This is a genomic window from Streptomyces sp. NPDC050433 (assembly GCF_044458565.1).
Classification (GTDB): Bacteria; Actinomycetota; Actinomycetes; order Streptomycetales; family Streptomycetaceae; genus Streptomyces.
Genome location: NZ_JBITIB010000043.1, coordinates 20,846 through 35,925, shown reverse-complemented (window position 1 = coordinate 35,925; position 15,080 = coordinate 20,846). Strand labels below are relative to the sequence as shown.

15 protein-coding genes and 1 pseudogene are annotated in these 15,080 nt (G+C 71.5%); 6 read left to right on the top strand and 10 right to left on the bottom strand.

Features of this window, described 5'->3' with window-relative positions:
* Nucleotides 1–66: 66 nt before the first annotated feature.
* From def to ACIBLA_RS34780, 9 genes are all read right to left on the bottom strand, one after another.
* The gene (gene def, locus ACIBLA_RS34820) at nt 67–762 is read right to left on the bottom strand and encodes a peptide deformylase (protein ID WP_363245620.1); all 696 of its coding nucleotides are present in this window, start codon (nt 760–762) and stop codon (nt 67–69) included.
* A 143-nt stretch (nt 763–905) separates the two neighbouring features.
* The gene (locus ACIBLA_RS34815) at nt 906–1,910 is read right to left on the bottom strand and encodes a hypothetical protein (protein WP_363245634.1); all 1,005 of its coding nucleotides are present in this window, start codon (nt 1,908–1,910) and stop codon (nt 906–908) included.
* Nucleotides 1,911–2,014: 104 nt separating this feature from the next.
* Nucleotides 2,015–3,301: an HD domain-containing protein gene (locus tag ACIBLA_RS34810; RefSeq protein ID WP_363245619.1), complete on the bottom strand. Its 1,287-nt coding sequence runs from the start codon at nt 3,299–3,301 to the stop codon at nt 2,015–2,017.
* A complete protein-coding gene (locus tag ACIBLA_RS34805; RefSeq protein WP_363245618.1) occupies nt 3,298–4,845 on the bottom strand; it encodes an HD-GYP domain-containing protein in 1,548 nt (515 codons plus the stop codon). The genes ACIBLA_RS34810 and ACIBLA_RS34805 overlap by 4 nt, the downstream gene beginning before the upstream one ends.
* Nucleotides 4,846–5,043: 198 nt before the next feature.
* Complete coding sequence (rsrA, locus tag ACIBLA_RS34800) at nt 5,044–5,364, bottom strand: mycothiol system anti-sigma-R factor (protein ID WP_363245617.1); 321 nt, start codon at nt 5,362–5,364, stop codon at nt 5,044–5,046.
* Nucleotides 5,361–6,020 (bottom strand): sigma-70 family RNA polymerase sigma factor, encoded by a 660-nt coding sequence (locus tag ACIBLA_RS34795; RefSeq protein WP_069627276.1) that lies wholly within the window; start codon nt 6,018–6,020, stop codon nt 5,361–5,363. The genes rsrA and ACIBLA_RS34795 overlap by 4 nt, the downstream gene beginning before the upstream one ends.
* A 291-nt stretch (nt 6,021–6,311) precedes the next feature.
* Nucleotides 6,312–6,998, bottom strand: coding sequence for an alpha/beta family hydrolase (locus ACIBLA_RS34790; protein WP_363245616.1), 687 nt, complete (start codon nt 6,996–6,998; stop codon nt 6,312–6,314).
* Nucleotides 6,999–7,055: 57 nt separating this feature from the next.
* Complete coding sequence (locus ACIBLA_RS34785) at nt 7,056–7,871, bottom strand: SOS response-associated peptidase (RefSeq protein ID WP_399200905.1); 816 nt, start codon at nt 7,869–7,871, stop codon at nt 7,056–7,058.
* Nucleotides 7,872–8,059: 188 nt separating this feature from the next.
* Nucleotides 8,060–8,575 carry a lytic polysaccharide monooxygenase auxiliary activity family 9 protein gene (locus tag ACIBLA_RS34780; RefSeq protein ID WP_363245614.1) on the bottom strand — a complete coding sequence of 172 codons (516 nt, stop codon included), beginning with the start codon at nt 8,573–8,575 and terminating at the stop codon, nt 8,060–8,062.
* A gap of 355 nt (nt 8,576–8,930) precedes the next feature.
* Between ACIBLA_RS34780 and ACIBLA_RS34775 the strand changes: the two genes are divergently transcribed.
* The 4 genes from ACIBLA_RS34775 (at nt 8,931) to ACIBLA_RS34760 (ending at nt 12,643) form a co-directional block, all read left to right on the top strand.
* Nucleotides 8,931–9,683 (top strand): M50 family metallopeptidase, encoded by a 753-nt coding sequence (locus tag ACIBLA_RS34775; RefSeq protein ID WP_399200904.1) that lies wholly within the window; start codon nt 8,931–8,933, stop codon nt 9,681–9,683.
* Between the two features lie 116 nt (nt 9,684–9,799).
* Nucleotides 9,800–11,176, top strand: a complete 1,377-nt coding sequence (aroA, locus tag ACIBLA_RS34770; protein ID WP_363245613.1) for a 3-phosphoshikimate 1-carboxyvinyltransferase — start codon at nt 9,800–9,802, stop codon at nt 11,174–11,176.
* A 4-nt stretch (nt 11,177–11,180) separates the two neighbouring features.
* Nucleotides 11,181–12,191: a ribosome small subunit-dependent GTPase A gene (gene rsgA, locus ACIBLA_RS34765; RefSeq protein ID WP_363245612.1), complete on the top strand. Its 1,011-nt coding sequence runs from the start codon at nt 11,181–11,183 to the stop codon at nt 12,189–12,191.
* A gap of 125 nt (nt 12,192–12,316) precedes the next feature.
* A complete protein-coding gene (locus ACIBLA_RS34760) occupies nt 12,317–12,643 on the top strand; it encodes a multidrug efflux SMR transporter (RefSeq protein ID WP_363245611.1) in 327 nt (108 codons plus the stop codon).
* Between the two features lie 340 nt (nt 12,644–12,983).
* On the opposite strand, the pseudogene ACIBLA_RS34755 reads toward ACIBLA_RS34760, so the two are convergent.
* Nucleotides 12,984–13,448: pseudogene (locus ACIBLA_RS34755) on the bottom strand (TetR/AcrR family transcriptional regulator); the annotation flags it as partial.
* 156 nt (nt 13,449–13,604) lie between these two features.
* Here ACIBLA_RS34755 and hisN point away from each other — a divergent pair.
* Nucleotides 13,605–14,405 (top strand): histidinol-phosphatase, encoded by an 801-nt coding sequence (hisN, locus tag ACIBLA_RS34750; protein WP_363245610.1) that lies wholly within the window; start codon nt 13,605–13,607, stop codon nt 14,403–14,405.
* A 240-nt stretch (nt 14,406–14,645) separates the two neighbouring features.
* On the top strand, nt 14,646–15,047 hold the full coding sequence (locus tag ACIBLA_RS34745; protein WP_363245609.1) for a CBS domain-containing protein: 402 nt from the start codon (nt 14,646–14,648) through the stop codon (nt 15,045–15,047).
* Nucleotides 15,048–15,080 lie beyond the last annotated feature (33 nt).

The window sequence follows — 15,080 nt, the reverse complement described above, 5'->3', positions numbered from 1 at the left end:
TCTCGGCGGCCCCGCTCCAGGAGATCCGGAACGGGGCCGCGGACGGTCGCGAAGCATCACGAAGACTCAGGCGTTCGACACGACCTCGTAACGCGGCGTGCCCTCTTCCATCTGCCGCAGCGCGTCCTTGCGGTCGCGCTTCGAAAGCCGGTCGATGTACAGATACCCGTACAGATGATCCGTCTCGTGCTGAAGGCAGCGCGCGAAGTAGCCGGTGCCGCGCACCTTGATGGGCTTGCCCTGCACGTCCTGGCCCCGGACCACCGCGTAGTCGGGCCGGGCAAGCTCCGCGTACGCCGTCGGGACGGACAGGCAGCCCTCGTTGCCGTCCTCCAGATTGCGCGCCTCCGGCGGGAGTTCGTCCAGCACCGGGTTGCACACGACACCGACGTGCCGCACACCGTCGTCGTCGGGGCAGTCGTAGACGAAGACCTTCAGGTCCACGCCGATCTGGTTGGCGGCCAGGCCCACGCCCTCCGCCGTCCGCTGGCTCGCGAACATGTCGTCGACGAGCGAGGCGAGCTTGTCGTCGAACTCGGTGACGTCCTGGCACTCCTTGTGCAGGACCGGATTGCCGACCACGGTGATCGGGCGCGACGTGCCCCGCTCGCGGTACGCCAGCTCACGCGCCTCCGCGTCCTCCCAGTCGACGACGAACCCCTCGTCGTCGACGCCCCCCTCGCCGCCCGCGACGAACCCGTCCCCCCGCTCCGCCAGGGAGGCCCCGCCCTCGGTCTTCTGGTCCGTCTCCTGCTGCGCCATGTCCGCAGTACGCCTTCCTCGGTACCCGCTGCTGCCTGTACACCGCTGCCTGCGCGATGTGCCCGTACAGCCTACGGCCCGCAGGGGCGCGGTCCGCCGCGATGCCCGAGAACCCCCCTACGGGGGGAGGTGTCGGCGGACCGTCAGCAGACCTCTTCGAGATCCCGCCACTCACGCGTGTCCGGGCTGTCGGCGACCCAGCCGTCGAGCAGACCGCGGACCAGTCCGGGCGGCGCGGCTATCCCGCACTCGCGCTCGGGCACCCACAGCTCGCCCTCCGTACGGTGGCCGAGCGGCCCCGGATGCCCCGGCTCGCTGTGGTCGTGCGGGTCCAGGTGCTCGCCGTCGCCCTCGGCGCTCGGCATCCGGCTCTCCGAGCAGGCCCGGCAGAGCAGCCGTACGGAGGACGACCAGTCCTCGGCGGCGAAGCCCGCGTCGGCGGCGAGCCGCTCCAGCGCGTCCCGGTCGGACTCGGTCGCCGCTTCCAGCAGCACCACCCAGGTCGGCACGGGCGACGGGGCCCACAGCTCGATCTCGTCGAAGACCGGGAAGGCCCGCGCGGAGCCGCTCGCCCCCGCGGCGGTCGTACGCTCGCCGTTCGGCACGCCGTCGTGCAGGACGACCTCGCCCCAGCGACGGCCCGAGGACGGCAGCGGGATGGACAGGATCTCGATCCGGGCCGGGTCGAGCCTGCGGCCCCACACGACCTCGGCCTCGCCCTCGGGCGAGAGCCGGACGGCCGCGCTCCCCAGCTCCATACCGACCGGCTCACCGGTGGCCGCGGCCGTGTACTGATTGCCGGGCACCTTCAGCCCGTACGCCTGCCAGGCCCGCCGGGCCAGCGGCCAGTCCTGGAGCGCGGTGGCGGCGATTCCGACGTTCCACCAGTCGGGTGCCCCGGCCTCCTTGTCGAGCAGCGCGACGGCCCGCAGCCCGGCGGCCCGTGCCTGCTCCCAGTCGTGCCGGAACTTGTGCAGCAGTGCCAGGTTGAACCAGGACTCGGAGAGCCAGGGCTCCAGATCGGCCGCACGGGTGAGCAGCGCACCCGCGTCCTCGTACCGTCCGTCGCCGATCAGCGTGAACGCGCGGTCGGTGGCCTGCCGCCATGAGGCGGAGGGCCGATGCCGTACCTTCCCGAAGATCTTCACGATTCCCGCCTGCCGGTCGCTCGGGTCAGTGCCCCCGGACACCCTCTTGGACTCCTCTTCGCATCCAACCATGCCCGGTCGGACGCTCGCTCCTTACCCATGGGTTACCCAGCCCGACCAGGGGTCAGACCACCGCGTGAGAGGACGCGCGCCAGGGATTCCACCACCTCGGGCTGGTAGTCGTGGCCGGTGCCGAGCCGCAGGCGCTCCAGGGCGCTGAGCGGTCCGGTCGCCCCTCCGGGGCGGCCCGCGCCCGCCCCGGCGAGATCGTCGTAGGCGTTGACTGCGCGGACGATCCGGGCCGGGAGGGGCTGTTCGCGGTACGGATCGGCCTGCCGCTCCACGACGACGGCCACGGCCGACGGGACCCCGGTCCGGCGTACGACGGCCCCGCCGAGCAGCGCGATCCGCCGCTGCTCGGTGACCGGCAGCAGGGCGGTCGCGCCGTCGGGGACGGGATCGACGAGCGACAGCTGGCCGATGTCGTGCATCAGCGCCGCGTGTTCGAGGACGGTCAGCTCGGCCCCGGAGAGCCCCAGTTCGCGGCCGACCGCGCGGCTCAGCTCGGCGACCCTGCGGGCATGGCCGTGGCGGGTGTATCCGGCGATCTCGGTGGCGCGGGCGAGCGAGGCGATGGTCTGGCCGTAGGTGGCGCGGACGGCCGCGTACCGCCGGAACGACAGCTGCGTCAGCAGCAGCGGTACACAGAAGACGGGCAGAGCCCACAGCCCCGCGACGGCGACGCCGAGGGCCATCACCGCGCCGGTCGCACAGACGGCCGAACCGATGCCCGTCAGGGCGCGCAGTTCGTCGCGGAGCAGCGGGCCGTACGGGTGGCGGGTACGGGCGCGCACCAGCAGCGCGGCCAGGACGGCGTCGCACAGGGCGGTCAGGATCAGTAGGAGGAGGAGCAGGAGTGCGTAGTACGGGCCTTCGCCGACCCACTTCCCCAACTCGGCCGAGGCGACGAGCGGTTGGCAGCAGACCGCGGCGAAGCCGACGGTGAGCACCCGGCGCGCGACGTGGTCGAGCGCGGGGCCGCGGCCCCGGGCGAGCTGCGGTACGGCTCCGACCAGGACCGCCGCGACGACGACGGCGACGGTCTGCGCGACACCGTGCTCGGCGGGGCGGCCCGCGCTCTGCCCGAGCAGGGCGTACGCGAGGGCTCCGGCGGCCCCGAGGGGCGCGGGCTCGCGCTCGCCGGGGAGGGAGCTTCGGCGGACGAGTTCGCCGAGGGTGATGAGGGCGCCGAAGGCGAGGGCGGTGCGGGGCTCGGTGATGCCGTACCAGAGAGTCCGTCCGAGACCGAGCCCGGTGAGCGCGAGAGCGGCGCCGTGGACGGCGACGACGGTGGGACCGGGGCGGCGCGGACGGGCCGGCGGGGCGCTCATCCGGAGCCGCCGGGCGGGCGGGGGCCGTCAGGCCGGCGCGACGGCGGGACGTTTTTCCGGGCGGTGGCGGGGCTGCCCGGAAGCGCCTGGCGCAGCGCCCCCGCCGGTACGGCGAGGGCTTTGCACGACGGGTCGTCCGGCAGCCCCGCCGCATGACGCGCACCGTGCGCCCCCTCCGGGGGGACCGTCTCGTCCGACGTGACCGCCGTCTGCCAGCCGTACCGCTCCAGCGCCCGTTCGAGCGCCCGCACCATCCGCGGGTCGAACTGGGTGCCCGCGCACCGCCGCAGCTCCGCCACAGCCGCCGCCACGGGGCGTGCCCGGCGGTAGGACCGGGTGGAGGTCATCGCGTCGAAGGCGTCCGCGACGGCGACGACCCGTGCGAACTCGGGGATCTCGGCCCCCGCCAGTCCGTACGGATAGCCGCTGCCGTCGAGCCGTTCGTGATGGTGCAGGATCGCCAGCCGGGCCTCTCCGAGGAAACCGATGCCGCGCACGATCTCATGGCCGTACTCGGGGTGCAGCTCGATGACGCTCCGCTCCTCCGGGGTCAGCGGCCCGTCCTTGCGCAGTACGCGCGTGGGGACGCCGAGCTTGCCGACGTCGTGCAGGATCCCGGCGAACCTCAGGACCTCCAGACGCTCGCCGGCCATCCCCAATTCGCCGGCGATCATCGCCGACGCCCGCCCGACGCGTTCGCTGTGGCCGCGCGTGTACCGGTCCTTGAGGTCGACGGCCTGTACGAGGGCCCTGATGGTCGCCTGGTGGGCGGCTCGCTCCCGGTGGTACTGCGCGAAGACCCAGCAGGAGATGTACATGGGCAGCAGGACGAAGAGCGCGGAGAGCGGGCCGTACGGGCTGCGCCAGAGCACGGCCATCATCAGCCCGGCCAGTGCGTGGGCACCGTACGGCGCGAGCGAGCGCGGCAGCAGGCCGCGCCAGGCCGTGCGGAGGGGCCGCCGTTCGGCGGTCGCGAGGATGCCGCCGTCGAGCGCGCTCAGGACCAGGCAGAAGGCGAGGGCGCCGGCCCCGGCGGGCAGCAGGGCGTACGGAAAGTCGGGGACACCGGGCGCGGCGTGGCCGGGGTGCGCGGTCCCGCCCAGCGCGGCCGGTCCGTCGAGGAGCCGGTGGGCGAGGGAGGCGGCCCAGGTGGCGATGGCGAGCTGGGCCGCGCGCCAGACGCGGCGGACCCCGGCCGGTCGCTGCGCGACATGGCCGCAGAGTCCGCCGGGGACGGCCACGAGCGCCGCGGCGGAGGGTGGCAGCAGGAACGCGGCGGCGAGCAGCACGGGAAAGAACGATCCGGCGGTGACCGGCAACGAGCCGCGCACCGATCTCCCGAGGAAGGGGCAGCGGGCGGGTGCCTCGCAGAGCGCGTACAGCGCGCCGAGCAGCAGCACGGCGGGCCACAGGCTGTCCGCCTCCGCCCCGGCCCCGGAGCCGGGGCGGAGGCCGGGCAGGGCGAACGCGGGGAGCACGCAGGCGAGCGCACCCAGCACGGCGCAGCAGATGTACGCGCGTGCCGCTCCCGGAATGGCGTTCACCCCGCCCTCACCCCGCACACATCCCCTTGGCACCGGCCCGAAACAGAGGGTCAGGCTAGCGAGTTGGGTACCGGGCCACCGGTCGACAGCGGCGATTAGCACCATCGGGTGACACGTGCGAAAACGCTTACGGGGCGCTCCGCGATGTGCGCGGCGCGCCCCGTGGGCGTGGAAATACTGCGGGAAGTGTCCCGGCCACTACTCGTTGGCGGTGGCTGTCCGGTCCGTGTCGACAGCCGTCACGTCAGCCTCGGGCACGGTGTGGCCGGCCCGGATGAGGTCGATCCGTCCCATGACCTTGGCCCGCAGGTCGGTGGGTACGTCGTCCTGTCCGCAGCACCGCTTGACCAGCTTCTTCACGGCCTGTTCGAGTCCGTACTTCTCCAGGCACGGCGAGCACTCGTCGAAGTGCTCCTCGAACTTGGTGCAGTCCTTGTCCGGCATCTCCCGGTCGAGGTACTCGTAAAGATGGTCGAGAACTTCGGTGCAATCCGTCTCGTGCGGCTCTCCGCAACTCATGAGCCCGAGCCTTTCCGATCATCCGACGACTCTCCGGCGCCGGCCGGGGCAAGCCCGCGCTCGCGGGCGTAGTCCTCAAGCATGCCGCGCAGTTGACGCCGGCCGCGGTGCAGTCGCGACATCACCGTGCCGATGGGTGTCCCCATGATGTCCGCGATCTCCTTGTACGCAAAGCCCTCGACATCGGCGAGATACACGGCGATGCGGAACTCCTCGGGAATCGCCTGGAGCGCTTCCTTCACATCGGAGTCGGGAAGGTGGTCGAGCGCCTGGGACTCCGCGGAGCGCAGACCGGTCGACATGTGCGACTCGGCGCGCGCCAGCTGCCAGTCCTCGATCTCCTCGGCGGCGCTGCGCTGGGGCTCACGCTGCTTCTTGCGGTACGAGTTGATGAAGGTGTTGGTGAGGATTCGGTACATCCACGCCTTGAGGTTGGTGCCCTCACGGAATTGATGGAAGGAGCCGTACGCCTTGGCGTAGGTCTCCTGCACGAGGTCCTCGGCATCGGCGGGGTTGCGCGTCATGCGCAGTGCGGCCGAATACATCTGGTCGAGATAGCCGAGAGCGTCCCGCTCGAAACGGGCGTTGCGCTCGGCGGCTGACTCTTCCCTGTGGCCGTCGTCGGTCCCTGTGTCGGTCCCAGTGACCGGACCCACCTCCTCCAACGCTGTGGCGGGCCCGAAGGCGGACCCACTCGAACCGGAGAATAGTCGACCTTGTGCCGGGGCGTGCTTCGCCGCCGCCTCGCCCGGCGACGGCGCGGGCGCGGTCCTGGGTGCGGAGAGCACCGTCCACTCCACATCGGTGGCGTGCGACCGGGCGGGGCAGATGGTCGAACCCATACGGCGTACTCCCTTTCCAGGATCTGTGTACCAAGGTCTGTGTACCGACACCTCGCACAACAGTCGCCGCCTGCGACACATTCCCCGGCGCGCGGCCACGCTCCGTCAGCGGGCCGACTGTGACCGGATCCACTTCCCGACACCGTCCGTAAGGACGGTCAGGGCCTCGTCCTGGGTGAGCGTGGCCCGCTTGGGGACGGCGAAGGAGTGGTCTCCGTACGGCACCTCAAGCAGCTCGTAACCCGCGTCGGGGAGCCCGCTGTCGGGGAACTCGGCGGGCTTCCCGAAGGGGTCGTTCCCGCCCTGGACGACGAGCGCCGGCACCCCGGCCCCGAGCAGTTCGCCGGCGCGGGACTTCTCCGGCCGGCCGGGCGGATGCAGTGGGAAGCTCAACGCCAGTACGGCGTGGGCGCCCAGCTCGCGGGCCGTACGGCAGGCCACCCGCGCCCCGGCGCTGCGTCCGCCCGCGACCACGGGCAGTCCGGGCTTCGCCAGTGCGGGCCAGAGCGCCCGCCAGCCGGTGTCGAGGGTCTTCGGCGCGGGCGCCAGCTTCTTGCCGGCCACCCGCCAGGGCTGCTCGACGAGCGCCACGGTCACCCCGAGGGCGGGCAGCGCCGCGGCGAGCGCCTGGAGGTCGCGGGCCTCGATGCCGCCGCCCGCGCCGTGGCTGACGGCGAGGACGAGGCCCGCCGTCTTCCCCTTCGGCGCCGTCTCTTTGGACGCCGCCTTCTTGGGAGGGTGCCAGGTGATGCGGGCGTCGCCCGCGGGAGTCTCGACGATCTCGCTTCGCATGCCACCAGGATCACATCGGGGCGGCGGAACTCCCGGATCCCCCGCCCCACAAGCGCCTCAGAAGAGGGTGCTCTCCTCGGGCGCGGGCAGCTCCTCCAGCAGCTCCGGACCGTTGTTCCGTACGTTGCTCACGGCCGTCGCCACGGGATACGCCCGCATCAGCCCCTCCGGCGGCGGCGCCAGCAGTTCGCGCAACTGGTCCACGTCCGTACGCGCCGGATCCAGCCACGCGTCCCACCGGTCGGGCGTCAGCATCAGCGGCATGCGGGGGTGGATGTCGGCGAGCGAGCCGGGTCCCTCGGCCGGGGCGACACCGAGCGGGCCGGTCTCCGCCTCGGTCGTGATGACCGAGCAGGTGACCCACCAGGCGTTCGGGTGGTCGTCCGGCAGGGTCTTGTCGCGCCAGAACTCGTACAGACCGGCCATGGCCATGACCGACCCGTCGGCCGGGGTGACGAAGTACGGCTGCTTGCGGGGCCGCTTCTTCTTGCCCTGCTCCTCCAGCTGCCGCTCCTCGGGAGCGGTGACCCACTCGTAGTAGCCGTCGGCCGGTATCAGACAGCGCCGGGAGGCGAAGGGGCGCCGGAAGGACGGCTTCTCGTGCACGGTCTCCGCGCGCGCGTTGATCATGCGGGCGCTGCCCTCGGGCGTCTTGGACCAGGAGGGCACGAGCCCCCACCTGAGGGTGCGCAGCTGCCGTACGGGGGCGGGATCGTCGGCGCCCTTCACGGGGCGCTCCAGGACCACGTACACCTCTTTGGTAGGTGCCACGTTCCAGTCGGGCGCAAGGGTCTCTTCAGGCTCCCACTTCTCGACCTCGAACAGCCCGACGAGATCCTCCGGCCTCCGGCTCGCCGCGTACCGACCGCACATGCTCAACCACCCTCCGACCAACCGACGCACCCTCGCCGGGTCACGCTACCGACACGCCTCCAACCCTCGCAGATTGTCCGGCGTGCCCGTCGGCCGCTTCGGTCGCTTCGGTCGAACCCCCTGTCGGGGCCGGGGGTGCGCCCCCGGCCCCGACAGAGACGGATGTCAGCTCCTGGAGTCCGCTCGGATCAACGGATGTTGACGTCGACGCACGCGTAGAACGCGTTCGCGGTGTCGTAGACGTTCCAGACGGCCAGGACCTTCTGGTTGCCGCGGATGCTGCCGAAGTTGACGTTGTGGCTCACCGTCGCGCCGGGCTGGGCACCGCCGTCGTTGAACTCGGCGACCTTGGTGTTGCCGACGAAGTACTGCCAGGTGCTGGTGCGGTGCCGCGCCGTCAGCGTCCAGGTGAACGTCTGGTTGGAGCTGATGTCGGAGCGCCGCCAGCCCTTGTTGTCGTCGTTCAGCTCGGCGAATCGCGCGACGCCGCCGTGGCAGTTGTTCTGGCCCTTCGGGCCTTCGACGCTCTGCGGCTCCCACTTGATGTCGCCGCAGGAGACGACGCCGGTCTTGCACTGGTCCTGCCGGCTGGCGGGCGAGTTGATCCAGCCGTGGGCCGAGGCGGCCGGGGCGGGGAGGGTGACGGCGATGATCGGTGCGACCGCCGCACTCAGGATGAGTGCGAGACGAGTTTTCTTGTGCATGACAACTCCTTCGGGATGACGCCCGGCGAGGACCGGCACCGAAGACGCCGGCTCCGATCCGTCACGGACTCACTGCGTGTGGGGAACTCGCGAAGGTGCACGAACAGTTGCATCGACAGCGGAGGGGGTCCGGTGGCGGTCCGGTGGAGCGCTGTCGCGGGACTTACTCATCCGATGTTCTACTAGGTCTAGACCATGACAGCCGACTTTGGGTGCCGTCAAGACTCGAACTGCCCTTGACCGCACGTGGCTTGAAAGCCCCCAGCCACCGTGCTGACCCCGCCGCCCGGACAGCCGCCCGCACACAGGTGCCACACTTCGACGACGCACACCCTCCCGAGGAGCCGCCCGAGCGATGATCAGCACGACGACCGGCACCGAGTCCAGCGGCATAGCGGCCGCCTCCATAGGCGATCTGTGGGATCGCGTCTTCGGCACCCAGCCCGTCCCCGAGGACTGGCTGGTGATCGTCACCGCCGCCGTCGCGCTCGCCGCAGTCGCACCGCACCCCCTGTGGCGGCTGTCCCGCAACGCCGTCACCATCGCCCACGAGGGCGGGCACGGCCTCGTCGCCCTCCTCACCGGCCGCAAGCTCGACGGCATCCGGCTGCACTCCGACACCTCGGGCCTCACCGTCAGCCGCGGCAAGCCCACCGGCATCGGCATGATCCTCACCGCGGCGGCCGGCTACACGGCCCCGTCCCTGCTCGGCCTCGGCGGCGCCTGGCTGCTCGCCGCGCACCACATCACCCTGCTGCTGTGGCTGGCGACGGCCCTGCTGCTGGTGATGCTGGTCATGATCCGCAACGCGTACGGGGCGCTCACCGTCATCGTCACGGGTGCGGCCTTCCTGCTGATCTCCTGGCTGACCGGTCCGACCGTGCAGGCCGCGTTCGCGTACGCCGCCGTATGGTTCCTGCTGCTCGGCGGCGTACGACCGCCCTTCGAGCTCCAGTCCAAGCGCCGGCACGGCGGCGCCCCCGACTCCGACGCGGACCAGCTCGCGCGCCTGACACATGTGCCGCCGACGATGTGGCTGTTCCTCTTCCACGCCGTCTCACTGTGCTCGCTGATCGGCGGAGGCACCTGGCTGCTGGGGCTGAAGTAAGCGCGCCGAGCCCGTACGAGCCGGTCGCGCACCCCCATACCACCTTCGTATTACGCACCGATTTCAACGTATTTGATCGAGATCGGGGCCGTTGTGCAGCCATTAAAGTAAAGACCATGACCGAAAGCGCCGTGCACCCTGCCCTCTGGCCCGCCCCCCACGCGAGCGGGGCCGTCGAAGCGACGGTCACCGTGCCCGGTTCGAAATCGGTCACGAACCGCGGCCTCGTCCTCGCCGCGCTCGCCGCCGAACCCGGCTGGCTGCGCCGGCCCCTGCGCTCCCGCGACACTCTCCTGATGGCGGACGCGCTGCGCGCGATGGGCGTCGGCATCGAGGAGACGGTCTCCTCCAGTTCGGCAGCGGCGGGCTCCATGACACCCGCACGCGGCGCCGGCAGCCCGTCGTTCACCGGCGAGGCCTGGCGGATCTTCCCCAACGGCCTGCACGGCCCGGCCACGGTCGACGTCGGCAACGCCGGTACGGTCATGCGCTTCCTGCCGCCCGTGGCGACCCTCGCCGACGGCCCCGTCCACTTCGACGGCGACCCCCGCTCCTACGTACGCCCGCTGCACGGCGTCATCGACGCCCTGCGCGCCCTCGGCGCCCGCATCGACGACGAGGCGCGCGGCTCGCTCCCGCTGACCGTGCACGGCGGCGGCGCGCTGGACGGCGGCACCGTCGAGATCGACGCCTCCTCCTCGTCCCAGTTCGTCTCCGCGCTGCTGCTCTCCGGCCCGCGCTTCAACCAGGGCGTCGAGGTACGGCACGTGGGTGCCACCCTGCCGTCCCTGCCGCACATCCGGATGACCGTCGACATGCTGCGCGGCGTCGGCGCCCAGGTCGACGAGCCGGAGACCGGCGGCGAGCCGAACGTCTGGCGGGTCTCCCCCAGCGCCGTGCTCGGCCGTGACCTGACCGTCGAGCCGGACCTCTCCAACGCCCAGCCGTTCCTCGCCGCCGCACTGGTGACCGGTGGCCGGGTGACCGTACGGGACTGGCCCTTCCGCACCACACAGCCCGGTGACGCGCTGCGCCGGATCTTCACCGAAATGGGCGGTTCCTGTGAACTGACCGAGCAGGGACTGACGTTCACCGGCGGCGGCCGGGTCCGGGGCATCGACGTCGACCTGAGCGAGGTCGGCGAACTGACCCCCGGCATCGCGGCCGTCGCGGCCCTCGCCGACGCCCCCTCCACGCTGCGCGGCGTCGCCCATCTGCGGCTCCACGAGACGGACCGGCTGGCCGCCCTCACCAAGGAGATCAACGAACTCGGCGGCGATGTCACCGAGACCGCCGACGGCCTCCACATCCGGCCGCGCACGCTGCACGGCGGTGTCTTCCACACCTACGACGACCACCGCATGGCCACGGCGGGATCGATCATCGGCCTCGTCGTGCCCGGCGTGGAGATCGAGAACGTCGCGACAACGTCCAAGACCCTGCCCGATTTCCCGCAGATGTGGACCGAGATGCTCGCGGGAGCGGGAGCCTGACGCGATGCGCCGCTACGGCAAGAACCCGGACGAGGACGACATCCGCACCCGCCCCAACCCCAAGGGCAACCGGCCGCGCACCAACATCCGCCCCAAGCACGAGGACGCGGCCGAGGGCATGGTGCTGACCGTCGACCGCGGGCGGCTCACCTGTCTGGTCGGCGACACCGTCGTCCTGGCGATGAAGGCGCGCGAACTGGGGCGCAAGGCGGCCGTGGTGGGCGACCAGGTGATGCTCGTCGGGGACCTCAGCGGCAAGAAGGACACGCTGGCGCGCATCGTACGGATCGAGAAGCGCCGCTCCGTACTGAGGCGCACGGCGGACGACGACGACCCGTTCGAGCGTGTGGTCGTCGCCAACGCCGACCAACTCGCCGTCGTCACCGCGCTCGCCGACCCGGAGCCGCGGCCCCGGCTGATCGACCGCTGCCTGGTCGCGGCGTTCGACGCGGGCCTCGAACCGCTGCTGATCCTCACGAAGTCCGACCTCGCGTCGGCGGACGAACTGCTGGAGACCTACCGGCCGTTGGGCATCCGCTATGTCGTCACACGGCGGGACGAACTGGCCACCGGCGAGGCGGCCGACCGGGTCCGGGAGTATCTGGAAGGCCATATGACCGCGTTCGTCGGGCACTCCGGCGTCGGCAAGACGACTCTGGTCAACGCGCTCGTACCGGACGACCGCCGCCGTACGACGGGCCAGGTAAACGCGGTCACCGGACGCGGCAGGCACACCACCACCTCCGCGCTCGCGCTGCCGCTGGAGAAGGCGGACGGCTGGGTGATCGACACCCCCGGCATCCGCTCCTTCGGCCTGCACCATGTCGACCCGTCCCGCGTCATCCTGGCCTTCCCGGATCTCGTGCCGGGAACGGAGAACTGCCCGCGCGGATGCAGCCACGACGAGCCGGACTGCGCGCTGGACGCATGGGTTGCGGACGGGCACGCCGATCCGTCGAGGCTCGACTCGCTGCGCCGGCTGCTGGCCACCCGCGAGCGGCGTGAGGGCGACTGATCCCTCGCAATTTGCCGCCCGCAAGCGCCGGTAGGTGCATAAACTCACCAAGTCTTGGCAAGGTCTGTCAAGGCAGGCCAAGGCACCTCGAAAACGCGCAGTCACCGATGCGGGAGGAACAGACGATGGCGTGGCTGCTGGTGGTAGTCGCAGGGCTGCTGGAGACGGGCTTCGCCGTCTGTCTCAAGCTCTCCCACGGATTCACCCGGCTCTGGCCGACGATCGCGTTCGGGGCCTTCGCGCTCGCCAGCTTCGGCCTGCTGACCCTCTCGCTCAAAAAGCTCGACGTCGGACCGGCGTACGCGGTGTGGACGGGTATCGGCGCGGCCGGTACGGCGATCTACGGGATGGTCTTCCTGGACGACCTGGTCTCCACACTGAAGATTGTCTCGATCTCGCTGGTCATCATCGGCGTCATCGGCCTCCAGCTCTCGGGCTCGTCCCAGCACTGACCGCCGCGCGCACCAGGCGCCCGACGGGCTCGCCGTCGGGCGCGACGACGTGCGCGAGCGCGAGGCGTACGGCCAGCTCGCAGCGGAAGGCCAGCTCGGCGGACTCGTCCTTCGTACGGAGGCCGGGCTCGGCGGTCCGCGGCGGGGTGGCCGGTCGGCCGGCGTCGGGCCTCAGCTGATCGGATCGGGCACGCTCCGGTCTGCGGTGCTGCGACGGTGTACGCCCCTGCTCCACGCGCGCCCGCTGCACCCGCCCCGCCTGCACGCGCAGCGGCTCCGTGCGCAGCGGCTCCGTGCGGGGCGGCGCACCGCCCTCCGTACGGCCCCGCCGGTCCGGCCGCCCCGGATCCAGCGCGGCCACGGCCCGGTTCCGTACCGCCGCCACCAGATCCGCCGGGGCGGGCGGCCCCGCGTCCGCGCGACGCTGCGCGGGCGCGCCCCCCGGAGGGGTCGCGGGGCGCAGCGGGCGGGGCGCCGGGTGGCGTTCGGTCCAGCCGTCGGTGAGCAGGGCCCGCAGCAGGGGTCTGGAGCGCGCCTCGGACACGGTCCACTCGGCCACCGACACCAGCCGGTCCACCGGCTCCGCGGGCTCGGCCAGCAGCCGCTCGACGCCGTACAGATACAGGTCCGCCTCGCGCCGTACGAGCGCGCGGGCGAGACCGTCCTTGCTGCCGAACTCGTTGTAGAGGGTCTGCCGCGAGACCCCCGCGGCCGACGCGACGTCGACCATCCTGACGGCGGACCAGGACTGGTCCGTGAGCGCCGAAAGAGCGGCGTTGAGTAGGGCTTCACGCGCTGTAGGCATCGGTGCCTCCCGGGCCGTTCGGCTCCAGACTCAGAGTTGACTCAGCCTCGCACGCTGTCAAGAGGACCTCAGGCCGGTCCGGCTCGCCGAGCCGGGCAGCCGGCTCCCCCACAGGCCCGTAGCCCGACCTCGGACGCTGTCGATACTGTGACGACCATGCCCGATTACCACGATGATCTGCGACTCGCCCATGTCCTCGCGGACGCCGCCGACGCCGCGACGATGGACCGGTTCAAGGCTCTCGACCTGAAGGTCGAGACCAAACCGGACATGACCCCGGTGAGTGAGGCCGACAAGTCGGCCGAGGAGCTGATCCGCGGCAATCTACAGCGCGCGCGGCCCCGGGACGCGGTGCTGGGCGAGGAGTACGGCATCGAAGGCACCGGCCCGCGCCGCTGGGTGATCGACCCGATCGACGGCACCAAGAACTACGTTCGCGGTGTGCCCGTCTGGGCGACGCTGATCTCCCTGATGGTGGCGGGCGAGGGTGGCTACGAGCCGGTGGTCGGCGTGGTGTCGGCGCCCGCGCTGGCGCGCCGCTGGTGGGCGGCCAAGGGCGGCGGCGCGTACTCGGGCCGCAGCCTCGCGTCGGCGACCCGGCTGCGGGTCTCGAAGGTCTCGCGCATCGGGGACGCCTCGTTCGCGCACGCGTCGCTGAAGGGCTGGGAGGAGCAGGGCCGTCTCGACGGGTTCCTGGATCTGACCCGTGCGTGCTGGCGTACGCGCGGATACGGCGATTTCTGGCCGTACATGATGGTCGCCGAGGGTTCGGTGGACATGTGCGCGGAGCCGGAGCTGTCGCTGTGGGACATGGCGGCGCCGGCGATCATCGTCCAGGAGGCGGGCGGGCGGTTCACGGGTCTGGACGGGCGTTCGGGGCCGCACAGCGGCAATGCGGCGGCGTCGAACGGGATCCTGCACGAGGAACTGCTCGGCTATCTGAACCAGCGCTACTGACCTGTCAGTAACTCCGTCCGGCAAAAAAATTTACTCCGGGCGATCGGCCAATCGGGGGAACGAGGAGCCCTTGGGGCGACCGGGGCGTGTGTTTCTGATCTTCGCGCGCCGGGTGTCTCGCTCCGTCCGCCCCCTTGTTGACTCACCGTGTCGGTGTCACTCTGAAAGTCCCCCCACTTGTGAACTTGTGAATTCGTTCTCCAGCAGAGAGACCGGTTCACCGAGGAGGTGGCTCCATCCATGCTCGTCCGTGACGCCATGAGCACGGTGGTCCTCACCATCGGACCTGCCCACACACTCCGCCAGTCCGCAGAGCTGATGGCGGCACGCCGCGTCGGCGCCGCCGTCGTGCTGGACACCGATACCAGCGGGCTCGGGATCATCACCGAGCGTGACATCCTGATCTCGATCGGCGCCGGGCAGAATCCCGAGGTGGAGCTCGCCGGCACGCACACCACGACCGACGTCGTGTACGCCTCACCGATCTGGACCCTGGAGGAGGCGGCCGAGGCGATGACTCACGGCGGCTTCCGTCATCTGATCGTCTGCGACGACCGGGAGCCGGTCGGCATCGTGTCCGTACGCGACATCATCCGGTGCTGGGCCCCGGTCAGGCGCCGCCCACCGGCGCTGACCGGCTGACCGGCCGACCGGCCGAGAGCGCCGCGGGACCTG